General features: G+C 64.0%; 20 protein-coding genes and 1 tRNA gene. 14 read left to right on the forward strand and 7 right to left on the reverse strand.

What is annotated here, in order from left to right; translation table 11 throughout:
- Positions 1 to 212: 212 nt before the first annotated feature.
- Positions 213 to 680: an Hsp20 family protein gene (locus tag AC0YKC_RS14495; RefSeq protein WP_320293106.1), complete on the reverse strand. Its 468-nt coding sequence runs from the start codon at positions 678 to 680 to the stop codon at positions 213 to 215.
- A 517-nt stretch (positions 681 to 1197) separates the two neighbouring features.
- Between AC0YKC_RS14495 and AC0YKC_RS14500 the strand changes: the two genes are divergently transcribed.
- A complete protein-coding gene (locus AC0YKC_RS14500; RefSeq protein WP_488511532.1) occupies positions 1198 to 2154 on the forward strand; it encodes an alpha/beta fold hydrolase in 957 nt (318 codons plus the stop codon).
- Positions 2155 to 2199: 45 nt separating this feature from the next.
- Here AC0YKC_RS14500 and hisN read toward each other — a convergent pair whose 3' ends face one another.
- Positions 2200 to 2973: a histidinol-phosphatase gene (hisN, locus tag AC0YKC_RS14505; RefSeq protein WP_488511533.1), complete on the reverse strand. Its 774-nt coding sequence runs from the start codon at positions 2971 to 2973 to the stop codon at positions 2200 to 2202.
- 357 nt (positions 2974 to 3330) lie between these two features.
- Positions 3331 to 4272, reverse strand: coding sequence for an N-formylglutamate amidohydrolase (locus AC0YKC_RS14510; RefSeq protein WP_320293103.1), 942 nt, complete (start codon positions 4270 to 4272; stop codon positions 3331 to 3333).
- A gap of 164 nt (positions 4273 to 4436) precedes the next feature.
- Here AC0YKC_RS14510 and cpdR point away from each other — a divergent pair, with 164 nt between their 5' ends.
- Both cpdR and AC0YKC_RS14520 read left to right on the forward strand, forming a co-directional pair.
- A complete protein-coding gene (cpdR, locus tag AC0YKC_RS14515) occupies positions 4437 to 4799 on the forward strand; it encodes a cell cycle two-component system response regulator CpdR (protein WP_006199474.1) in 363 nt (120 codons plus the stop codon).
- A 127-nt stretch (positions 4800 to 4926) separates the two neighbouring features.
- A tRNA-Val gene (locus AC0YKC_RS14520) sits at positions 4927 to 5001 on the forward strand.
- A 61-nt stretch (positions 5002 to 5062) separates the two neighbouring features.
- On the opposite strand, the gene AC0YKC_RS14525 is transcribed toward AC0YKC_RS14520, so the two are convergent.
- From AC0YKC_RS14525 to AC0YKC_RS14540, 4 genes are all read right to left on the reverse strand, one after another.
- Positions 5063 to 5356 (reverse strand): DUF1330 domain-containing protein, encoded by a 294-nt coding sequence (locus AC0YKC_RS14525; RefSeq protein WP_278206875.1) that lies wholly within the window; start codon positions 5354 to 5356, stop codon positions 5063 to 5065.
- Between the two features lie 28 nt (positions 5357 to 5384).
- Complete coding sequence (locus AC0YKC_RS14530) at positions 5385 to 6149, reverse strand: SDR family NAD(P)-dependent oxidoreductase (protein ID WP_488511534.1); 765 nt, start codon at positions 6147 to 6149, stop codon at positions 5385 to 5387.
- Between the two features lie 209 nt (positions 6150 to 6358).
- Positions 6359 to 7327 carry a GDP-L-fucose synthase gene (gene fcl, locus AC0YKC_RS14535; RefSeq protein WP_488511535.1) on the reverse strand — a complete coding sequence of 323 codons (969 nt, stop codon included), beginning with the start codon at positions 7325 to 7327 and terminating at the stop codon, positions 6359 to 6361.
- A 98-nt stretch (positions 7328 to 7425) separates the two neighbouring features.
- Positions 7426 to 8580, reverse strand: coding sequence for a dihydrodipicolinate synthase family protein (locus AC0YKC_RS14540; protein ID WP_488511536.1), 1155 nt, complete (start codon positions 8578 to 8580; stop codon positions 7426 to 7428).
- Positions 8581 to 8823: 243 nt separating this feature from the next.
- Here AC0YKC_RS14540 and AC0YKC_RS14545 point away from each other — a divergent pair, with 243 nt between their 5' ends.
- The 11 genes from AC0YKC_RS14545 (at position 8824) to AC0YKC_RS14595 (ending at position 21576) form a co-directional block, all read left to right on the forward strand.
- On the forward strand, positions 8824 to 9867 hold the full coding sequence (locus tag AC0YKC_RS14545; RefSeq protein WP_488511753.1) for a LacI family DNA-binding transcriptional regulator: 1044 nt from the start codon (positions 8824 to 8826) through the stop codon (positions 9865 to 9867).
- On the forward strand, positions 9864 to 10880 hold the full coding sequence (locus AC0YKC_RS14550; protein ID WP_488511537.1) for a Gfo/Idh/MocA family protein: 1017 nt from the start codon (positions 9864 to 9866) through the stop codon (positions 10878 to 10880). Before AC0YKC_RS14545 ends, AC0YKC_RS14550 begins: the two co-directional genes overlap by 4 nt.
- Positions 10877 to 12478, forward strand: a complete 1602-nt coding sequence (locus tag AC0YKC_RS14555) for an acyl CoA:acetate/3-ketoacid CoA transferase (RefSeq protein WP_488511538.1) — start codon at positions 10877 to 10879, stop codon at positions 12476 to 12478. Before AC0YKC_RS14550 ends, AC0YKC_RS14555 begins: the two co-directional genes overlap by 4 nt.
- A complete protein-coding gene (locus tag AC0YKC_RS14560; protein WP_488511540.1) occupies positions 12471 to 13247 on the forward strand; it encodes an enoyl-CoA hydratase/isomerase family protein in 777 nt (258 codons plus the stop codon). The genes AC0YKC_RS14555 and AC0YKC_RS14560 overlap by 8 nt, the downstream gene beginning before the upstream one ends.
- A gap of 10 nt (positions 13248 to 13257) precedes the next feature.
- Positions 13258 to 14769, forward strand: coding sequence for an aldehyde dehydrogenase family protein (locus AC0YKC_RS14565; RefSeq protein ID WP_488511541.1), 1512 nt, complete (start codon positions 13258 to 13260; stop codon positions 14767 to 14769).
- 58 nt (positions 14770 to 14827) lie between these two features.
- Complete coding sequence (locus AC0YKC_RS14570; RefSeq protein WP_488511542.1) at positions 14828 to 16081, forward strand: ABC transporter substrate-binding protein; 1254 nt, start codon at positions 14828 to 14830, stop codon at positions 16079 to 16081.
- A 126-nt stretch (positions 16082 to 16207) separates the two neighbouring features.
- Positions 16208 to 17167 (forward strand): carbohydrate ABC transporter permease, encoded by a 960-nt coding sequence (locus AC0YKC_RS14575; protein ID WP_320293093.1) that lies wholly within the window; start codon positions 16208 to 16210, stop codon positions 17165 to 17167.
- Positions 17164 to 18108: a carbohydrate ABC transporter permease gene (locus AC0YKC_RS14580; protein ID WP_320293092.1), complete on the forward strand. Its 945-nt coding sequence runs from the start codon at positions 17164 to 17166 to the stop codon at positions 18106 to 18108. The genes AC0YKC_RS14575 and AC0YKC_RS14580 overlap by 4 nt, the downstream gene beginning before the upstream one ends.
- Before the next feature lie 23 nt (positions 18109 to 18131).
- Entirely contained in the window at positions 18132 to 19247 is a 1116-nt protein-coding gene (locus tag AC0YKC_RS14585) for an ABC transporter ATP-binding protein (RefSeq protein WP_434723899.1), read from the forward strand.
- A 68-nt stretch (positions 19248 to 19315) separates the two neighbouring features.
- Positions 19316 to 20818 carry a GMC oxidoreductase gene (locus AC0YKC_RS14590; protein WP_488511543.1) on the forward strand — a complete coding sequence of 501 codons (1503 nt, stop codon included), beginning with the start codon at positions 19316 to 19318 and terminating at the stop codon, positions 20816 to 20818.
- Positions 20815 to 21576: a 3-ketoacyl-ACP reductase gene (locus tag AC0YKC_RS14595; RefSeq protein ID WP_488511544.1), complete on the forward strand. Its 762-nt coding sequence runs from the start codon at positions 20815 to 20817 to the stop codon at positions 21574 to 21576. Before AC0YKC_RS14590 ends, AC0YKC_RS14595 begins: the two co-directional genes overlap by 4 nt.
- Positions 21577 to 21579: the final 3 nt, after the last annotated feature.

Raw genomic sequence — 21579 nt, forward strand, 5'->3', positions numbered from 1 at the left:
AGATCGCAATCAGCCTCTGGCCAAAACCCAAACCAAGCCTCGCATGAGGCCAATCCGCCGCGGCAGCCTCCTGACATCTATTTGCCGAGCGCAATCTATCCACAAAACAAAACCCCGCCGAAAATCGACGGGGTTTGTCAGCGGTCTGGCGGCGCCTCTCGGCGCCGCTTCCGTCTCGGGAGGGAGACGTCGTCCAGGGTGGAGCCGGCCGATTACGCGGCGGCTTTGGCCTCGATCTGCTTGGCCTTGTCCGAAGACTGGGTGATCGCGATCTTGCGCGGCTTCAGCTCCTCGGGAATGTTGCGCTTGAGGTCGACGAAGAGCAGGCCGTTCTTCAGCGTCGCGCCTTCGACCTCGACATGGTCGGCGAGCTGGAAGCGGCGCTCGAAAGCGCGCGAGGCGATGCCGCGATAGAGCAGCTCGGAACCCTCGCCATCGCCCTCTTCCTTGCGCTCGCCCTTGACGGTGAGCACGTTGCGGTGGGCTTCGATCGAAATCTCGTCTTCCGAGAAGCCGGCAACGGCCATCGAGATGCGGTAGGCGTTCTCGCCGGTGCGCTCGATGTTATAGGGCGGATAGGTCTGCGCGGTCTCGGGCTGGCCGAGCGAATCGAGCATGGTGAAGAGCCGGTCGAAGCCGACGGTCGAGCGATAGAGCGGGGAAAAATCAACGTGACGCATGAGGTGTTCTCCTTTGAGCAACATGGTTTGCGTATGACCCGGTGCGAAACCCTCGAAAGGCGTTCCGGATAGGCCAGCGGCCCCGACATCAGCGGCCGCAACCTTCATTTGGGAAGCGCAAAAAGCCATTTCAAGGCTTTTGACCGGCGCAAAACCGCCATGTTGATGAACGGCGGATGAACCCAGGCTTCGGCATCCGTTCAGCCACGCGTCGCTAAGCTTCAGCCAAGGTCGAGCAGTTCCGGGAAAAACGCGAAGCGGTTTCCGCCAGGAATTGCGTCACGACAAAGAGACAAGCGGCGCCTCCTTTCCCGTGCCGCGACGAGGCCGAACCGGGTGCAACGTCCCTTCCTCCCGGATCGACAGAGGCCGGAAGTGCGCCGCAGGCACTTCCGGCCTTCCCATTTCAAGGCGGCCGCGTAAATCCTCGCAACGCCTTTGCTTTTGCCGCCTGGCCGTCTATCACCATGGCCGACGCCTCGCCCGTCCGGGCAAAGGTCAACCAACGACGCGCCGAATGACGTATCTTTTCCATCTGACCGAGGACAATCCCGCGCCGCAGAATGCCGCGGGCGGCTTCTTCACCACGCGTGACGGCAAGAAGATCCGCTACGGCGTCTTTGCCGCTGTCGCCCGTCCGCTGCAGGGCACGGTGGTTCTGCTGACCGGCCGCAACGAATGCATCGAGAAATATTTCGAGACCATTCGCGATCTCGCCGACCGCGGCTTCGGCGTCGCTGTGCTCGACTGGCGCGGCCAGGGCGATTCCAGCCGCCTGCTGCGCAACCGCCAGCGCGGCTATGTCCGCAGCTTCCGCGACTATACGCGCGACCTCGAGCAGTTCTTCGAGGAGATCGTGCTGCCTGACTGCCGCGGCCCCTATTACATCCTCGCCCACTCCACGGGCGCGGTGATTGCGCTGCTTGCCTCGCCGTCGATGGTCAACCGCGTGCGCCGCATGGTGCTGCTGACGCCCTTCCTCGCCGTGCCCGACCTGCCTGTTTCGATAAGCACGGTGCGCCGCATCTGCGCGATCTTCTGCGCGCTGGGTCTTGGCTGGCTCTATGCCGCGCTCGGCCCGCGGCCGAAAGTGCCGCCGCCTTTCGAGCTGAACAAGGTGACCTCGGATCCCGCGCGCTATCGGCGCAATGTCGGCATCTACGAGGCCTGGCCGCATCTCGCGCTCGGCGGCCCGACGATCCGCTGGCTCAAGGCCGCCGCCGCGGCTGCGGAAGCCGTTAGCCATCCGGATTTCATGGCAAGGGTCAAGGTGCCGATGCTGATCGTCGCCGCCGGCGCCGACCGGGTGGTCTCGACCAGGGCGGTGGAGGCCTATGCCAGGAAACTGCGCGTCGGCTCGCTGTTGATGATCGACGGCGCCGAGCACGAAATCCTGCAGGAGAAGGACATCTATCGCGAGCAGCTCCTGGCCGCTTTCGACGCCTTCATTCCAGGCACCGGCGACGGTCCCTGATCGCGGTCGAAATCCTGCGGCGGCCAGCCCACGCCGCTGAGCGCATCAGCCGCGCAGCGCCGCCATCGCCGCAGCGTGAAGCTCGGGCGTCGCCGCCGCCACTATGTCGCCGCCCTTCTCCGCCGGTCCGCCTTCGAAAGTGGTGATGACGCCGCCGGCCTTCTCGATGATCGGGATCAGCGCAACGATGTCGTAGGGCTTCAGGCCCGGATCGGCGACGATGTCGATGCTGCCCGCCGCCAGCATGGCGAAGGCGTAGCAGTCGGTGCCGTAGCGGGCGAGTTGCACCTTTGTCTCGAACTGGTCGTAGCGCTTGCGCGCATCGCCCTTGAACAGGGCCGGCGTGGTCGTGAACAGCGTCGCTTGCGCAAGGTCGGTCGTCTTGCGGGTGGCGAGCCTGCGCGGGCCGCCCGGTCCTTCGTAGTGCGAACCGGACGCGTTGGCATAGAACAACTCGCCGGTGAAAGGTTGCGACATCATGCCGGCGACCGCATCGCCGTCGACGGTCAGCCCGACCAGCGTTCCCCACACCGGGACGCCGGAGATGAAGGCGCGGGTGCCGTCGATCGGATCGATCACCCAGACATGCCGGCTGGCGAGGTTCTGGCTGCCATGCTCCTCGCCGAGAATGCCGTGCTGGGGATATTCGGCGGAAATCAGTGCCCGGATCGCGCGCTCGGCCTCGCGATCGGCCTCCGTTACCGGATCGAAGCTCCCCGCCTCCTTGTTGGCGACCGCCCCCTGGCTGCGGAAGCGCGGCAAGGTTTCGGCGGCGGCGGCATGTGCGATGCGCCGCATGAAATCGATGCTGATATCCAAGTCGCTCTCCCCATCGCGGCCTTTGACGGCCACTCTTTCTCGCCAAACAGGCGCGCTGAAGACCGGTCAGACGCCCGTTTTCTGTTGCCTGAATGTCACATTTGAGCCGCCGAAGCGGAATTTCCACATCATATTGAATTAAAAAAGCCAACTGTCGATTGACATTTGTGCGGCGCACAATAATTTTGCCATCGGACAGGTTTTCCTGTCCATGCCCTCCTTGGGCGTTTCCTCCCTAGACTTCGACCGTGTCGTGAAAACGATGCGGTCTTTTTTTCGAGCAATTCCAGGAAAAGTGTGAGGCGGTTTTCCGTCCGGAATTGCGTTTACAAAGAACTCGGCGCGCCGACCGCGCCGTCATTCCGCCGCCAGCGGCAAATCGACGAAATGATGGTCGGGCATCGACATCAGGTCGGCCGAGAAACGGGTCAGGTCGCGGGCCAAGGTGTCGAAGCCGGCCGATTTCTGGAACGTCCGCTCGTCCATGTAAAGCCCGCGATTGACCTCGATCTGGAGCGCATGCAGATGCCGTGCCGGTCTGCCGTAATGCTCGGTGATGAAGCCGCCGGCATAGGGCTTGTTGTGCGCGACCGTGTAGCCCATGCCGACAAGCAGGCTGATCGCCATTTCGGTCAGCGCCGGCGAGGCCGAGATGCCGAACCGGTCGCCGATGATGAAGTCGGGCCGCACGCCATTGTCGCCGACGCGTATGCTGGCCGGCATCGAGTGGCAGTCGATCAGCACGGCATAGCCGAACCTGGCATGCGTCCTGGTCAGGAGCCGCTTCAGCGTCTCGTGATAGGGCTTGTACACCGCTTCGATGCGTCCCACTGCCTCGGCCAGCGGCAGCCGCCCCGGATAGATATCGAGCCCCTCGCCGACCAGCTTCGGCACCGTGCCGAGCCCGCCGGCGACGCGCGCCGAGCGGATGTTGCAGAAGGACGGCACCGGCTCCGCGAACATGCGCGGGTCGAGCTCCCACGGCTCGCGGTTGACGTCGAGATAAGCGCGCGGAAAGTTCGCCGTCAGCAGCGGTGCGCCGAGCGGCACTGCGCCGCCGAAAAGCTCCTCGACATAGCAGTCCTCCGACCGGCGGATGGCATTGCGGTCGAGCCGCGCCATGGCCAGGAACCGGTCCGGATAGTGGCGGCCGCTATGCGGTGAGTTGAACAGGAAAGGGACGCGCTGTTCGGCGCCCGATCGGATTTCGAAGGGTGGAACGACCGAAAAATCCTCGGCTGCCGTCTTCAATTTGTACGAACCAGGATGAAGCACTGCGTCATGACGTAAAACTGCCACCTTGCGCCTGGCATGTCCAGCATTTCAGGCGGCGAAACCGCGCCCTAAACCGCATGTCGCATGCCCTTCATTCACTTGATGTTTACCGGCTCCATCTCATATACAGGATGGTTAACGGCCTTGCCCGGCGGCAGGCTTGGGGCGGGTGATTCGGACGGGACATGATGGCACGCATTCTGCTGGCGGAAGACGATGACGATATGCGCCGCTTCCTCGTCAAGGCGCTGGAACGCGCCGGCTACCAGGTAAGCGATTTCGACAATGGCGCCAGCGCCTATGAGCGGCTGCGCGAGGAGCCGTTCTCGCTGCTTTTGACCGACATTGTCATGCCGGAAATGGACGGCATAGAGCTCGCCCGCCGCGCCACCGAGATCGACCCGGACCTCAAGGTGATGTTCATCACCGGCTTTGCCGCGGTCGCCCTCAATCCTGATTCCAAGGCACCCAAGGACGCCAAGGTGCTGTCGAAGCCCTTCCACCTGCGCGATCTCGTCAACGAGGTCGAGAAGATGCTGCAGGCGGCCTGAGCCGTCCTTAGGGTGCATCGAGGCCTGCGTCGGCAAGCACTTCGCCGATGCGACAAACGGAAGCCGTCTTTCCACATTCCCGCTATTGACGCGCCGGATCAAAAGTGGTGTATGCGCGGCGTCGGATGGGCGTGTAGCTCAGCGGGAGAGCACTGCATTGACATTGCAGGGGTCACAAGTTCAATCCTTGTCACGCCCACCATCCTTTCAATAACTCAGCCACTTGGTTTGGCACCGCCCCCGGGCAGCACCGTTTAAAGCTGCTACCCGAGATCCCCTTCGAACATCACCAGCACGCGATTCGACGCCTTGAGCGCGAAGCGCATGGCTTCCTCATAGGCCGGGTCGGCATAGCAGGCCTTGGCGATCTCCAGCGACGGAAATTCCACCAGGACCATGCGCTTGGCATCGCGCGCCTCGACGAGCAGAGGCGGTTGCTTCGTCGTGTTGGTGCGTGCCTGGTATTTTTCGCCGATCGGCTTCCAGAGCCGGCCATATTCGGCCTGCGCCTCCTGGTCCGAGATTTCGGTTCCGACGATGAGCCAGTATCCCTTCACGCTGAAGCGCTCCCTGATGATTGCAGGCCTACACCATGAACTCGCCGCCGTTGATGTGCAACAAATGGCCGGTGACGAACTTGCCCATATCCGATGCGAGATAGAGGCAGGCATTGGCGACGTCCTCGGCTGTCCCCAGCGCCCTTAGCGGCACGGTCGCCTTAACATGCTCGTAGGTTTCCGCGAGGTCGGGGTACCACGCTGCGTTCCTGTCGGTGTCCAGCCATCCGGGGGCAATGCTGTTGGCGGTCACGCCGTCCGGCCCGCATTCCAGCGCCACGGCCTTCGCCAGCCCGTGCATGCCGTGCTTGGCGGCAACGACATGCGCCCTGTTTGCCAGCGGGAAAAGAGCGTCCGTGCCGGCCATGTAAAGCAGGCGCCCGAACTTTTTTCGGCGCATGTGCGGCAGCACCGCCTGGGTTAGGATGAATGCCGACCCAAGGTTGGTGTCGATCACTTTCTGCCAGTCCTGAACGGTAATCTCGTCGATGCGCTGATGCGGTCTTATCCCCACGCAGGATACCGCGATGTCGACGCCGCCGAGCTCCGCGGCTGCCCTCTCGACCAGAGCGTTCATGGCGATCTCGTCGGTGCCGTCGCAGATAGATGCCAGCGCCTCGACACCGAGGGATCGAGCCTCGTCCGCGACGGCCTCGATCTTGGCCGCGTCGCTGCCGCCAGTTATGACGATGTGCGCCCCGGCTCGAGCGAACGCCAGGGCGGCGGCCTTGCCGATGTTTTGACCGGCCGCGGTGATGACCGCCACCCGCCCCTTCAAGCCGGAAACTTCCATATGCTCACCTGTAGTCACAGTCGCGTTGACGGATCGCGTCCTTTTCGGACCGATCATTTTGCAAGATGAGAACCAAAGCCGAGGCTCCGCGGAGAAGCAAGCCGAAGCGATAGCCAAGCGTGTCGGCAAGCGACTTCGCATTGACCATGGCCAGAAGGCGGCCGCCCAGACCGTCGTCCCTTGTCGCCGCTATGAGCTTCGATCGGGGATCATGCCGAGCCAAGACGGATGTCGCCCTTCTCGACATGTTCGAGGAACCAGGCATAGGTCTGCTTCAGTCCGTCGCGCAGCGCGTATTTCGGCCGCCAGCCGGTCGCGAACAGGCGCGACACATCCATCAGCTTGCGCGGCGTGCCGTCCGGCTTCGTCGGATCGAACACGATCGTGGCGCCGGCGCCGACGACCGATACGACGGCGCCGGCAAGCTCGGCGATGGTGACGTCCTCGCCGCTCCCGACATTGACATGGCCATCGCCGGAATAATTCTTCAAAAGCCAGACAAAGGCATCGGCCGCGTCGTCGACATGCAGGAACTCCCGCATCGGACGGCCCGATCCCCACACCTGCAGGGTCTTTTGACCGGTGAGCTTCGCCTCATGCGCCTTGCGCATCAGCGCCGGCACGACATGGCTGCTGTCGAGGTCGAAATTGTCGCCCGGACCGTAGAGATTGGTCGGCATGGCCGAGATGTAGTTGACGCCATATTGCCGCCGGTAGGCCTGGCAAAGTTTCAAGCCGGCTATCTTGGCGACGGCGTACCATTCGTTGGTGGGTTCGAGCGGGCCGGTGAGCAGCGCGTCTTCCGGGATCGGCTGCGGCGCGAGCTTTGGGTAGATGCAGGACGAGCCCAGGAACAGGAGCTTCCGCACCCCGCTGCGGAAGGCAGCCTCGATGACGTTGGTCTGCACGACGAGGTTTTCGTAAAGGAAATCCACCGGGAAGCTGTTGTTGGCCAGGATGCCGCCGACCTTGGCGGCCGCCATGATCACCGCGTCCGGCCGCCGGTCCTCCATCCAGCGGCGCACGCCGGCCTGGTCGAGAAGGTCGAGCTCGCTTCGCGCCACCGTCACGATCTCGCAATCCTCGCCCGCCAGGCGGCGCACCAGCGCCGAGCCGACCATGCCGCGATGGCCGGCGACGAAAATGCGCTTTCCCTTGAGATCGAAGGTCTGATCCATCCGGCAGCCTCCGCCATTGCCGTATTCGTCCGCGCCCGTTTTCGGCAAGCGAATACGATTTACCGGCGGAACGCAAATCCCCCGCGCGGGGGATGACCTCAGATGCCGGCCATCGCCAGCAGGGTCTTCATCCTGGCGACGGCCAGCTCGGGGTCGGCCAGCAGACCGGCCTGGTCGGAGAGGCGGAAGACATCCGCGTAATGGCATATGCCGCGCGCCGACTGCATGCCGCCCACCATGGTGAAGTGGTTCTGATGTCCGTTCAGCCAGGCCATGAACACGATGCCCGCCTTGTAGTATTCCGTCGGCGCCTCGAAGATCTTGCGCGACAGCGGCACTGTCGGCGCCATCAGCACGTCGTAGCCGGCCCTGTTGCCTTCCGCCAGTTTCGCCAGTGCGGCGTTCGCCACGGGGGCGATGGCGTCGAAGATGCCGAGCAGCGCGTGCGAGTGTTTCCTGCCGTCGCCGACGATCAGCTCGGGGTAGTTGAAGTCGTCGCCGGTGAACATCATCACCCCGTCGGGCAGTCGGTCGCGCAGCAGCACCTCCTTCTCCGCATCGAGCAGCGATATCTTGATGCCTTCGACCTTGTCGGCGTGCCGCTCGATGATGGCCACGACCGTGTCCAGCGCCGCGCCGAAATCGTTGCTGCCCCAGTAGCCCTTGAGCGCCGGATCGAACATGTCGCCCAGCCAGTGCAGGATGACCTTGCCCGATGCCTGGGAGAGCATCCGGTCATAGACGCGGGCATAATCGTCGGGACCTTTTGCCACCGCCGCCAGCGCGCGGCTCGCCATCATGATCGCCTTGCCACCCTCGCCTTCGATGAAGGCGAATTGTTCTTCATAGGCGCGGATGACGTCGTCGAGCGTCTTGGCCGCAGCCGGCGCCAGGTGATCGGTCCCAGCTCCCGATGCGAGGTCGGCGCCCGGCACCGTTTTAGCCTCCGCGATCGAACGCCGGATCAGTTCCTTCGCGCTCGCCCAGTCGAAACCCATGCCGCGCTGGGACGTGTCCATGGCCTCGGCGATGCGGAAGCCGAGCCGCCACAGATGGTGGCGGAACGCCATCGTCCTGTCCCAGTCGACCGCCGGCCGCGACCACGGATTGGTCATGGCGATGGGGTCGGCAACGACATGGGCGGCGGCATAGGCGACGCGCGAAAAACGCGCGCCCTTGATCGCTTCGACTGGTTTGCCGACGAGCCGGTAGCTGACCCGGTCGCCGTTTGCCGCAGGCAAGATGATGTCCATGGAACCTCTCCCGTTGCGGTCGCTATAAATGGAACGTTCCAATAAATCAAGAAGCTTTATGATCCAAGGCGCTCAGGCCGACCGAGCATATCGTCTCCATCGAGTAACCCTTGCATTCATTGGAGTTTTGAACCGCTTCAATCAATTTTTCGAATCCCGGCCGGAATCACGATTGACTCTGATTTGGATCAATGATTAGAACGTTCCAATAAAGTTGCTCGAAAATTGGAGGACATGACGAGGATGGCCAGCCGGGCCAAGGCGACGATCCTGGACATCGCCCGCGAGGCCGGCGTGTCCAAATCGACGGTATCGCTCGTGCTACAGGGCAGCGGGCTGATCCGGCCTGAAACCGCGGTCAAGGTGCGCAAGGCGATCGAGGATGTCGGCTATGTCTACAACCGCGGCGCCGCCAATCTGCGCAAGGCCCATTCCAACGTCATCGGCATGGTGATCAACGATCTCACCAACCCGTTCTTCGCCGAGCTTGCCGTCGGCATGGAACGCGTCTTCCAGGCGGCAGGCATCGTGCCCTTCATCGCCAACACGGCCGAGAACCCGGTGCGCCAGGAAGAGGTGCTGAAGTCGCTGATGGAGCAGGGCGTGGCTGGCCTCATCGTCTCGCCGGCGCGCGGCACCACGCCGGGCGCCTTCCGCCGCATCGAGACGGCCGGCGTGCCGATCGTCTTTGCCATGCGCCGCCTGCCCGACAGCCGCATCCCGGTGATCGCGCCGGACAATCATCGCGGCGCGGTGCTTGCCACCGAGCATCTGATCCACAGGGGCCATCGCCGCCTGGCCTTCTTCGGCGGCTCATCCGACCTCGTCGTCTATCACGAGCGCCTGGGCGGTTTCCTCGAAGCCTGCAAGACGCTTGGCATCCCGGCCTCCGATCGGCTGATCGTCGAGGGCGAGACCAGCCGCAAGGGCGGCATGGCTTGCCTGGAGACGGCGCTTGCCGCGGCCGAACCGCCGACGGCCGCACTCTGCTTCAACGACGCGGTTGCCTTCGGCGTCATGCTGGCGCTGCGCCGGCGCAATCTGGAAGCGGGAGTGGACTTTGCCGTCGTCGGCTTCGACGACGTCACCGAGGCCGAGCACTATAGTCCGGCGCTGACCAGCGTTGCCGTCGACACAGCGGGCCTCGGCGAGCGCGCGGCCCATGTCATGCTGAAGATGATCCAGTCTCGCACCACGCGCGCCGAGGACCATACCGGCGCCGTCAGCCTGGTCGTGCGGGAAAGCTGCGGACCGGACCGCAACAGCCAAGTGGGAGACGCGGCATGAGCGTGCGATGGGGACTGATCGGCGCCAGCACGATCGCCAGACAGTTCATGATCGATGCCATCCGCGCGCAGGCCGATGGCGAGGTCGCTGCCGTCATGAGCTCGAACGCCGAGCGCGCAAAGGCCTATGCCCACGAGAACGGCATTCCGGCCGCCGTCTCGACCCTCGATGCGCTGCTCGGCACGGATATCGACGCCGTCTACATCTCGACCACCAATGAATTGCACCTCGAACAGGGGCTTGCCGCGATCAAGGCGGGCAAGCATGTGCTGTGCGAAAAGCCGCTGGCGCTGACCAGCGCCGATGCAAGGAAGATGGTCGCCGCGGCGAAAGCTGCTGGCATCGTCTTCGGCACCAATCATCATTTGCGCAATGCCGGCGCCCACCGTGCCATGCGCGAGGCGATTGCCGCCGGCCGCATCGGCAAGCCGGTCGCGGCGCGCGTCTTCCACTCGGTTTTCCTGCCGGAGAACCTTCAGGGCTGGCGCATCACCAGGCCGGACGCCGGCGGCGGCGTGGTGCTCGATATCACCGTGCACGATGCCGACACGCTGCGCTTCGTGCTCGGCGACGATCCGGTCGAGATATCGGCCTTCACGCAGTCGGCCGGCATGGCCGGCGGCGGGCTGGAGGACGGCGCCATGTGCATCTGGCGCTTCAAGTCCGGCGTCATTGCACAGTCGCATGAGGGCTTCACGACCAAGTTCGCCGGCACCGGCTTCGAGGTGCACGGATCGGAAGGATCGCTGGTCGCCACCGATGTGATGACGCAGAAGCCAGTCGGCTCGGTGCTGCTGCGCAGCGCGAAGGGCGAGGAAGAGCTGAATTTCGATCGCGAGGACCTTTACACCCGCTCGGTGCGCCGGTTCCACGCCGCGATCCGTGGCGAGGGCCAGCCCTCCGCCACCGGCGAGGACGGCATCTGGTCGCTGGCCTCTGCCGAGGCGGCTTTGCAGTCGGCGAAGACCGGCAAGACTGTTTCAATCGATCCGAAACTCGGGAGCGGAAATTGAGCAAGGTCGTTTCCGCGGCGCATGCCGCCAGCCTGATCAAGGACGGCATGGTCGTCTCGGTGTCGTCGTCGAGCGGCCTCGGCTGCCCGGACGCCGTGCTTGCCGCGATTGGCGAGCGTTTCGACACCCAAGGCCATCCGAAGGCGATCACCACGCTGCATCCGATCGCCGCCGGCGACATGTACGGCATCAAGGGCATCGACCATCTCGCCAAGCCGGGACTGTTGAAGCGCACGCTCTGCGGCTCCTACCCGTCCGGCCCCTCCTCCGCCGAGCCGCCACGGATCTGGAAGATGATCGGCGACAATTCCGTCGCCGCCTACAACGTGCCTTCGGGCATCCTGTTCGACATGCATCGCGAGGCCGCCGCCAAGCGGCCGGGCGTGCTGACCAAGGTCGGCCTCGACACCTTCGCCGACCCGCGCCACCAGGGCTGTGCCATGAACGCGGCGGCCAGTGAGCCGATCGTTTCGGTACAGCAGTTCGACGGCGAGGAATGGCTCTATTTCCGCGCCATCGTGCCGAACATCTCGATCATCCGCGCCACCACGGCCGACGAGCGCGGCAACCTGACCTATGAGCACGAAGGCGCCTATCTCGGCGGCCTGGAGCAGGCGCTGGCGGCCCGCAACAATGGCGGCATTGTCATCGCGCAGGTAAAGCGCGTCGTCGAGAAGGGCACGCTGAAGCCGCATGATGTGCGCGTTCCGGGCGTCCTGGTCGACCATATCGTGGTGGCGCCCGACCAGTTGCAGACGACGCAGACACCTTACGACCCGGCGATCTCGGGCGAGATCTTCCGGCCGCTGTCGAGCTTCCGCACGCCGGAGATGAACGTCCAGAAGGTCATCGCGCGCCGCGTCGCCATGGAATTGCGCGACGGCATGGCCGTCAACATCGGCTTCGGCATCTCCGCCAACGTGCCGCGCATCCTTCTCGAGGAAGGCCAGCACGGCAAGGTCACCTGGGTGATCGAGCAGGGCGCGGTCGGCGGCGTGCCGCTGCTCGACTTCAAGTTCGGCTGCGCCTCGAACGCCGAGGCGATCATGCCCTCGCCACACCAGTTCATCTACTTCCAGGCCGGCGGCTTCGACGCCTCGCTGCTCTCCTTCCTGCAGATCGACCGCCATGGCTCGGTCAACGTGTCGAAGCTTTCGGCGCGGCCGCATGTGACGGCCGGCGCGGGCGGCTTCGTCGACATCACGTCGCGGGCGAAGAAGATCGTCTTCTCCGGCTTCTTCAATGCCGGCGCCAAGCTTTCGCTGGCGAACGGCGCCATCCGCATCGACCAGGAAGGCAAGGTGAAGAAGGTGGTCGAGGAGGTGGAGCACATCTCCTTCTCGGGAAAACGCGCTGTCGCCCAGGGACAGGACATCACCTATGTCACCGAGCGCTGTGTGATGAAGCTGACACCGGACGGGCTGATGGTGACGGAGCTCGCGCGCGGCATCGACCTCGAACGTGACGTGCTGGCGCAGGCAGAGATCCCGCTTGGCGTCGCCAACGACCTCAAGATCACGCATGCGTCGCTTTACCAGGACAGGCCGATCGGCCTGTCGCTCAACGGCGGCGCCTCGCTCGGAGGCACGCATGGCTGAGCGTCTCGTCACTTTCGAGCAGGACGGCGCCATCGGCGTCGTCACATTGCGCCGGCCGGAGAAATTCAATGCGCTCGACATCCCGATGCTGCGCGTGCTGGAGACAGCGCTCGACGAGGCGGAGCTGGCCGAGGGCGTCCGCGTCGTGCTTCTCCGCGGCGAAGGCAAGGGCTTTTGCGCCGGCGGTGACGTCGAGGCCTGGGGTGCGATGAGCGCCGCCGATTTCCAGATGCAATGGGTGCGCTACGGCCATCGCGTCTTCGACCGACTGGCCCGGCTCAGACAACCAACCATCGCCGTGCTGTCTGGTCATGCTTTGGGCGGCGGACTGGAACTGGCCGCAGCCTGTGATTTCCGCGTCGCCGAAACCCAGGTGAAGCTCGGCTTCCCGGAAACCTCGATCGGCGTCGTGCCTGGATGGTCCGGCACGCAGCGCGCCGTGCGCCGCTTCGGCGCGCAAATCGTGCGACGCATGGCGATTGGCGGCGAGGTTTTCCCGGCAAAAGACGCATTCGCGCACGGCATCGTCGACCGGCTGGTCGAAACCGGCAAGGCTTTTGACGAAGCCAAGGTGTGGGCCGAAAAAATTGCCGAACGCGGCCCGCTGGCGACCGAGGCCGCCAAGCTGATGATCGGCGTTGCCGAAGGCGAGGAAAACGCCGCCGCGACCGAGGCGCTGGCCAGCGGCTTCATTGCGCTGACCGGCGACCTCAAAGCCGGTGTCGACGCCTTCAAGGCCAAGCAGAAGCCGGCCTTTTCGAGATCCTAGAGAAGAAACGATGAACGCACCGCTCAACATCTCCGTGCCGGTCGAGGCGTCCCAGGCTCCGAAGGCCTACAAGCTTTTGATCGACGGCAAGCATGTCGAAGCCCGCGACGGCCGCAGCATCGAGCGCGCCAGCCCCGGCCACGGTTTTGTCGTCTCGCGCTATGCCCAGGCCAGCGCTGCGGACGTCGAGGCGGCGGTGCAGGCCGCGCACAAGGCGTTCGAGACCGGCCCGTGGCCGCGCATGAAGGCATCGGAGCGCGCGGCGGTTCTGCTGAAGGCCGCCGACCTGATCGAGACCCGGCTGGAAGAGATCGCCCGCCTCGACGCGCTGGAATCGGGCAAGCCGATCGCCCAGGCGCGCGGCGAGATCGGCGGCGCGGTCGACATCTGGCGCTATGCCGCTTCGCTTGCCCGCACGCTGCATGGCGAAAGCTATGCCAATCTGGGCGACGATATGCTCGGCGTCGTGCTGCGCGAGCCAATCGGCGTCGTCTCGATCATCACGCCGTGGAATTTCCCCTTCCTGATCGTCAGCCAGAAACTGCCTTTCGCGCTCGCCGCCGGCTGCACGGCGGTGGTGAAGCCGAGCGAGATGACGTCGGCCTCGACCTTCGTGCTCGGCGACATCCTGCTCGAGGCTGGATTGCCGGCCGGCGTCGTCAACATCCTCGCCGGCTTCGGCGCCGATGTCGGCGCGCCGATGGTCAGCCATCCGCTGGTCGAGATGGTCTCCTTCACCGGCTCGACCCGTGTTGGCAAGACGACCATGGCCGCCGCTTCCGATTCCTTGAAGAAGGTCTCGATGGAACTCGGCGGCAAGAACGGCCAGATCGTCTTTCCCGACGCCGACCTCGAGGCGGCGGCGGATGCCGCGGTGTTCGGCGGCTTCTTCAACGCCGGCGAATGCTGCAATGCCGGCAGCCGCCTGATCGTGCATGAGGCGATCGCCGACGACTTCCTCAACGCGGTCAAGGCGCTGTCCCGGAAGGTCCGCGTCGGCGATCCACTCGACGATCGCACCAAGGTCGGCGCGATGATCTCGGCCGACCACATGGAAAAGGTAGCCGGCTATGTGACGGCGGCGGAAACCGACGGCGGCAACGTTTTCGCCGGCGGCGCCAGGCTTGCCTCCAATGCCGGCCAATATCTCGATCCGACCATCATCAGTAACGTTACAGAGGATATGGCGATCGCGCGCGAGGAAGTGTTCGGACCGGTGCTGTCCGTGCTCACTTTTGAAACGATTGAAAAGGCATTGCGCATTGCCAACAACACGCCCTATGGTCTGTCTGCAGGGGTATGGAGCGCCGGCGTCGACACGTGCATGTCGGTGGCGCGCGGTGTGCGTTCGGGGACGGTTTGGGTGAATACGTTCATGGAAGGTTATCCCGAACTGCCCTTCGGCGGCTACAAGCAGTCCGGTCTGGGACGTGAACTCGGCAAACGCGCCGTCGAGGATTATACCGAGGAAAAGACAATCCAGTTTCATCGCGGCCGGCGCACCGGTTGGTGGGTCGGCTGAGTTGGGAGACCCCGGCGGACACCCGCCGGTTATGTGCATGCAACAAGGGAGGTAGTACATGTTGCGCAAACTGCTTATCGGAACGGCTCTTGCGACGAGCTTTGCGTTCTCGGCGCATGCCGCGGACGTCAAGGAAGTGCAGATGCTGCATTGGTGGACGTCGGGCGGCGAAGCGGCTGCTCTGAACGTGCTGAAGCAGGATCTGGCCAAGGAAGGTTATTCCTGGAAGGACGTGCCGGTAGCCGGCGGCGGCGGCGACGCCGCCATGACCGCGCTGAAGGCTATGGTCGCGGCCGGCAACTATCCGACCGCATCGCAGATGCTTGGCTACACCGTGCTCGACTATGCCGCCGCCGGCGTCATGGGCGACCTGACCGAGACCGCCAAGAAGGAAGGCTGGGACAAGTCGGTTCCGGCGGCGCTGCAGAAGTTCTCCGTCTATGATGGCAAGTGGGTCGCGGCTCCGGTCAACGTCCACTCGGTCAACTGGCTGTGGATCAACAAGGCGGTGATGGACAAGATCGGCGGCACCGAGCCTAAGACCTTCGACGACTTCATCGCCCTGCTCGACAAGGCCAAGGCTGCCGGCGTCACCCCGCTCGCTCTGGGTGGCCAGAACTGGCAGGAAGCCACCATGTTCGACTCCGTCGTGCTGTCGACCGGCGGGCCGGAATTTTACAAGAAGGCGATGAACGATCTCGATGAGGAGTCGCTCAAGTCCGATACGATGAAGAAGTCGTTCGACAACCTCGCCAAGCTCGTCAAATATGTCGACCCGAACTTCTCGGGCCGCGACTGGAACCTTGCCACCGCCATGGTCATCAAGGGCGACGCGCTGGTTCAGGTCATGGGCGACTGGGCCAAGGGCGAGTTCCACGCCGCCAAGAAGACCCCGGGCACCGACTTCCTTTGCTACCGCTTCCCGGGCACCGACGGCTCGGTGATCTACAACTCCGACATGTTCGGCATGTTCAACGTTCCGGACGACCGCAAGGCCGCCCAGATCGCTCTGGCCACCGCCACCCTGTCGAAGAGCTTCCAGTCGGCCTTCAACGTGGTGAAGGGTTCGGTCCCGGCCCGCACCGACGTGCCTGACACCGACTTCGACGCCTGCGGCAAGAAGGGCATCGCAGACCTGAAGAAGGCCAATGACGGCGGCACGCTGTTCGGCTCGCTGGCCCAGGGCTATGGCGCCCCGCCGGCCGTCGCCAACGCCTACAAGGATGTCGTGTCGAAATTCGTCCATGGTCAGATCAAGACCTCCGACGAAGCCGTGACCGAACTGGTCAAGGCGATCGACGACGCCAAGTAAGGTTCACTTGAACCAAATCTCCCCCGCTTCGGCGGGGGAGGTCTCCTGTCGACAAAAGGTGTGGGACAAAACCCTGGTGCGATTTCGCGCTGGGCTGTTTCCGACCAACCGGTACTGGATGAGCCGATGAGCACAGTCGCCGAGACCCAGATCAAGCTGACACCGGAGCACGACGCCCGCCCTGGCGCGTCGGTCCGTTCGCGGCTGCAGGACCTGCTGCCGAAGATCGTATTGGCGCCAAGCTTCGCGGCTACGATCGTCTTCGTCTACGGCTTCATCCTGTGGACGATCTATCTGTCCTTCACCAACTCCAAGACCTTCCCGTCCTACGACATCACCGGCGCCCGGGCCTATCAGCGGCTGTGGCGCTGGACCTTCGAAAGCGACCCGCCGTCGAGCTGGTACACCTCGATCACCAACATGGGCATTTTCGGTTTCCTCTACATCGCCATCTGCCTGGCGCTCGGCCTGTTCCTGGCCATCTTGCTCGACCAGAAGATCCGCGGCGAAGGCGTCTTGAGGCCGATCTATCTCTACCCGATGGCGCTCTCCTTCATCGTCACCGGCGTCGCCTGGAAATGGTTCCTCGACCCCGGCCTCGGCCTCGAGCAGACGCTGCATCAATGGGGCTGGACGAGCTTCCACTTCGACTGGATCAAGAACAAGGATTTCGTCATCTACACGGTGGTCATCGCCGGCGTCTGGCAGGCTTCCGGCTTCATCATGGCGATGTTTTTGGCCGGGCTTCGCGGCATCGACGGCGAGATCATGAAGGCCGCGCAGATCGACGGCGCATCCACCTTCCAGCTCTACCGCCGCATCGTCATTCCGCTGCTCAGGCCCGTGTTTCTGTCGGCCTTCATCGTGCTCGCGCACCTCGCCATCAAGTCCTATGACTTGGTGGTGGCGCTGACCAGCGGCGGCCCCGGCGGCTCGGCCTGGCTGCCCTCCAACTTCATGTATGAGTTCACCTTCAAGCGCAACGAAATGGCGGTCGGCTCGGCAAGCGCGGTGATCATGCTGATGACCATCACGGCCATCATCGTTCCGTATCTCTATTCCGAGCTCAGGGAGAAGTCGCGATGAGCGCCGTCGCTTCACCCGCCCGCCAGGCCTCAAGCGGCGTCCGCGCCAGAACGTTCAACCGCATCGTGATCTACGGGCTGCTCGCGCTGTTCGCGATCTTCTATCTGATGCCGCTCTTCGTCATGCTGGTCACCTCGTTCAAGACCATGGAAGAGATCCAGAACGGCAACATGCTGTCGCTGCCGCATGCGCCGACCTTCGCGCCATGGATAAAGGCGTGGAGCGAAGTTTGCTCGGGCCTGACTTGCGTCGGCATGAAGGGCTACTTCTGGAACTCCATCAAGATGGTCGTGCCGGCGGTGCTGATCTCGACGCTGCTCGGCGCTTTGAACGGTTATGTGCTGACCAAATGGCGCTTCCGCGGCCACACGCTGGTCTTCGCGATGATGCTGTTTGCCTGCTTCATTCCGTTCCAGTCGGTGCTGTTGCCGATGGCAACGATCCTCGGCAGCCTCGGCCGCTTCGGTGTCACCCTGCAGAACGCCACCGGCTTCAACTTCGGCCTCGGCAATTCGACCGTCAATCTCGTCTTCGTCCATGTGGTCTACGGCCTTGGCTTCACCACACTCTTCTTCCGCAACTATTACGAAGCCTTCCCCACCGAGTTGATCAAGGCGGCACAGGTCGACGGCGCCTCCTTCTTCCAGATATTTCGGCGCATCATGCTGCCCAATTCGCTGCCGATCATCGTGGTGACGGTGATCTACCAGTTCACCAACATCTGGAACGACTTCCTGTTCGCCTCCGCCTATGCCGGGTCCGGCGACGTGATGCCGATGACGGTGGCGCTGAACAACGTCGTCAACACTTCGACCGGCGTCGTCGAATACAACGTCAACATGGCGGCGGCGATGATTGCCGCGCTCCCCACCTTGATCGTCTATGTCGTCGCCGGCCGTTATTTCGTGCGCGGGCTGATGGCTGGCGCGGTCAAGGGCTGACCCTGTTTTCTGAAGGAACGATCATGGCTTTTCTGGAAATTGATGGGCTGAAGAAGCGCTTCGGGAATGTCGAGATCCTGAAGGGCATCGATGTCGAGCTCGAAAAGGGCGGCTTCCTCGTGCTGGTCGGCCCGTCCGGCTGCGGCAAGTCCACGCTGCTCAACACCATTGCCGGTCTCGAGAACATCACCGAGGGCGAGATCCGCGTCGAAGGCCGGGCGATCAACGATCTGCATCCTTCGAAGCGCGATATCGCCATGGTCTTCCAGAGCTACGCGCTCTATCCGAACATGACGGTCGCCGGCAACATCGCCTTCGGCATGGAGATGCGCGGCGTGCCTGCCGCCGAGCGTCAGGCGGCGATCGACAAGGTGGCCAAGATCCTGCAGATCGGTCACCTCCTCGGTCGCAAGCCCAGCCAGCTTTCCGGCGGCCAGCGCCAGCGCGTCGCCATGGGCCGGGCGCTGGTGCGCGACCCGAAGCTCTTCCTGTTCGACGAGCCGCTCTCCAACCTCGACGCCAAGCTGCGCGTCGACATGCGCATCGAGATCAAGCGCCTGCACGCGACCACCGGCACGACGATCGTCTATGTCACCCACGACCAGATCGAGGCGATGACGCTGGCGACCAAGATCGCCGTGATGCGCGACGGCGAGGTGCAGCAGTTCGGCACGCCGGCCGAGATCTACAACAACCCGACCAACATCTTCGTCGCCGACTTCATGGGCTCGCCGGCGATGAACCTGATCCCCGCCAGGATCGACGCTAATGGCAGCGGGCTGTCGGTGGTGCTGGAACGCGAAGCCCGCCAGCCGATCACGCTGGCGGTGCCCGGCGCGCCGGCCGGCCTTGCCGCCTTCAAGGACAAGCCGGTGATCTTCGGCGTCCGCCCCGAAGCGCTGACCGATCCGGAAGGCGCCGAGCGCAACGGATCCGAGATCGCCACAGCCGACTGCCACATCGAAGTGGTCGAGCCGGCGGGGTCGGACACTTTCGCCGTCACCAATCTGGGCGGCAAGGGCGTGGTGGCCCGGTTGCGCGCCGATGCAAGGATCCAGCCCAACACCAGCACGCCGCTTGCCTTCAACCTCAGCAAGGCCGTGTTCTTCGACCCGGCGACCGAGAAGCGCATCCTCTGATGCATGTCGCCCAAAAGTGGCTCCGGTTTTGGGGCAACGACATGCATCAAAATAAAGACCCTTAGACCATGGCAAACCCGGATATCGTCATCATCGGCTCCGGCATCGGCGGCGCCACGATCGCCTCCGGCTTGGCCGGCAGCGGCGCCTCGATCCTGATCCTGGAGCGCGGCGAGCCGCTGCCCGCGACGCCGCATGCGCGCTCGACGCGCTCGATCTTCGTCGAAGAGCACTACCGGCCGAAGGAGATGTGGCGCGAGGCCGGAGGCGCCGCCTTCAATCCCGGCAACTATTACTATGTCGGCGGCAATTCGAAATTCTTCGGCGCGGTGCTGATCCGCTACCGCAAGGAGGACTTTTCCGAGCTTGAGCATTTCGGCGGCGTCTCGCCGGCGTGGCCGTTTTCCTATGACGAATTCGAACCATGGTATTCGAAGGCCGAGCAGTTGTTTCGCGTGCGCGGCTCACTCGGCGAGGACCCGACCGAGCCGTTCCATTCGATCCCCTACCCCTTCAAGCCGGTGCCGGACGAGCCGCCGATCGCGCGCGCCCGCGCCGAGCTGAAAAGCCTCGGCCTGCATCCCGCTTCGCTGCCGCTCGGCGTCGACATCGAGACCTGGCTGAAGGAAGGCAAGACCGGCTGGGATGCATTCCCCAACACCGGCCAGGGCAAGATCGACGCCCAGACCGGCCCGCTGACGGCGGCGCTGAAAGATCCAGACATCCGGCTCGAAACCAGCGCCCATGTCGACTGGCTGGAAACCGCGCCGGACGGCAGGTCGATCGCCGCCATTCACTACACCCAGAACGGCGCGCGAAAGACGCTGTCGCCGAAGCTCGTCATCCTGTCCGCCGGCGCGATCAACTCGGCCGCCATCCTGCTGCGCTCGCCGTCGGCGAATGGCCAAGGCCTCGCCAACAGCTCCGACCAGGTCGGGCGCAATTTCATGAACCACAATTCGAGCGCGATGCTGGCGATCGACCCGCGCCGCCGCAACGACAGCGTCTACCAGAAGACGCTGATGCTCAACGATTACTATCTGTCGGACGGCAAGGGCGGCAAGCCGCTCGGCAATGTGCAGCTGCTCGGCAAGATCGACGGCAACATGCTGAAGGCCAATGTGAAGTCGATGCCGAAATTCGTGCTCGACTACATGGCTGGCCACGCCGTCGACTGGTACCTGATGTGCGAGGACCTGCCCGACCCCGAAAGCCGCATCATGGTCGACGGCAAGGACATCGTCATGCAGTGGCGGCGCTCCAACATGCAGTCGCTGGAAGGCCTGACCAGGGTCATGCGCGAGAACCTTCGCGCCTGCGGTTATCCGATCGTGCTGTCACGCCCCTTCGACAAGCGCACACCCTCGCATCAGTGCGGCACGGTGAAGATGGGCAACGACCCGGCCACCTCGCCGCTCGATCCGCTCTGCCGCGCCTATGACCACCGGAACCTCTACGTCGTCGATGGCGGCTTCCTGCCGACATCGGCCGCGGTCAATCCCGCACTGTCGATCGCAGCGCAAGCGTTGCGCGTCGCCGATCACATCCGCAAGACGGAGCTTGCCGCATGAGCCGCCCGGCAGCCATCGTCACGGGAGGCGCGCGCGGCATCGGGCTCGCCTGCGCCGAGGCGCTGGCCGATGCCGGCTTCGACATCCTTGTTGCCGACCTTGCCGAGAAACCTGCGCACGGACTGGCAGAGAATATCGCGGCACGCGGCGTGAAGTTCGCCTATGCCCGATGCGATATTGCCGACCTTGCCGCCCATCAAAGACTGGTCGACGCCGCGATCGCCGCCTTCGGCCGCATCGACTGCGTGGTCAACAATGCCGGCGTCGGGGCCGTGGCGCGCGGCGACCTGCTGGAGCTGAAGCCGGAGAATTTCGACCGCGCCTTGAACATCAACCTGCGCGGCACGGTGTTCCTAAGCCAGGCCGTCGCCAAGGCCATGCTGGCGACGCCTGCCGGCCCAGCCAGATCGATCATCACCATCACCTCGGTCAGCGCAGCGATGGCCTCGCCGGAGCGTGCGGACTACTGCATTTCCAAGGCCGGTCTTTCGATGTGGGTGAAGAACCTGGCGCTGCGGCTCGCCGCCGAGAACATCGGCGTGTTCGAAGTGCGGCCGGGCATCATCCGCACCGACATGACATCAGGGGTTTCCGCCAAATATGACGCGCTGATCGAGGGCGGCATGGTGCCGGCAAAGCGATGGGGCGAGGCCGGCGACATCGGCACCGTCGTCGCAGCACTTGCCTCAGGCAAATTCGGCTTTTCGACCGGGTCGGTCATCGATGTCGATGGCGCGCTCTCGGTGCCACGCTTGTGAGGA

It is taken from the genome of Mesorhizobium sp. CNPSo 4661 (assembly GCF_057784215.1).

Excerpts from the sequence above, each read along its gene's own strand:
- AC0YKC_RS14495 (WP_320293106.1), bottom strand. The coding sequence starts at position 680 with ATGCGTCACGTTGATTTTTCCCCGCTCTATCGCTCGACCGTCGGCTTC.
- AC0YKC_RS14500 (WP_488511532.1), top strand. The coding sequence starts at position 1,198 with ATGACGTATCTTTTCCATCTGACCGAGGACAATCCCGCGCCGCAGAAT.
- cpdR (WP_006199474.1), top strand. The coding sequence starts at position 4,437 with ATGGCACGCATTCTGCTGGCGGAAGACGATGACGATATGCGCCGCTTC.
- AC0YKC_RS14530 (WP_488511534.1), bottom strand. The coding sequence starts at position 6,149 with ATGGAAGTTTCCGGCTTGAAGGGGCGGGTGGCGGTCATCACCGCGGCC.
- fcl (WP_488511535.1), bottom strand. The coding sequence starts at position 7,327 with ATGGATCAGACCTTCGATCTCAAGGGAAAGCGCATTTTCGTCGCCGGC.
- AC0YKC_RS14540 (WP_488511536.1), bottom strand. The coding sequence starts at position 8,580 with ATGGACATCATCTTGCCTGCGGCAAACGGCGACCGGGTCAGCTACCGG.
- AC0YKC_RS14545 (WP_488511753.1), top strand. The coding sequence starts at position 8,824 with ATGGCCAGCCGGGCCAAGGCGACGATCCTGGACATCGCCCGCGAGGCC.
- AC0YKC_RS14550 (WP_488511537.1), top strand. The coding sequence starts at position 9,864 with ATGAGCGTGCGATGGGGACTGATCGGCGCCAGCACGATCGCCAGACAG.
- AC0YKC_RS14560 (WP_488511540.1), top strand. The coding sequence starts at position 12,471 with ATGGCTGAGCGTCTCGTCACTTTCGAGCAGGACGGCGCCATCGGCGTC.
- AC0YKC_RS14565 (WP_488511541.1), top strand. The coding sequence starts at position 13,258 with ATGAACGCACCGCTCAACATCTCCGTGCCGGTCGAGGCGTCCCAGGCT.
- AC0YKC_RS14570 (WP_488511542.1), top strand. The coding sequence starts at position 14,828 with ATGTTGCGCAAACTGCTTATCGGAACGGCTCTTGCGACGAGCTTTGCG.
- AC0YKC_RS14575 (WP_320293093.1), top strand. The coding sequence starts at position 16,208 with ATGAGCACAGTCGCCGAGACCCAGATCAAGCTGACACCGGAGCACGAC.
- AC0YKC_RS14580 (WP_320293092.1), top strand. The coding sequence starts at position 17,164 with ATGAGCGCCGTCGCTTCACCCGCCCGCCAGGCCTCAAGCGGCGTCCGC.
- AC0YKC_RS14585 (WP_434723899.1), top strand. The coding sequence starts at position 18,132 with ATGGCTTTTCTGGAAATTGATGGGCTGAAGAAGCGCTTCGGGAATGTC.
- AC0YKC_RS14590 (WP_488511543.1), top strand. The coding sequence starts at position 19,316 with ATGGCAAACCCGGATATCGTCATCATCGGCTCCGGCATCGGCGGCGCC.
- AC0YKC_RS14595 (WP_488511544.1), top strand. The coding sequence starts at position 20,815 with ATGAGCCGCCCGGCAGCCATCGTCACGGGAGGCGCGCGCGGCATCGGG.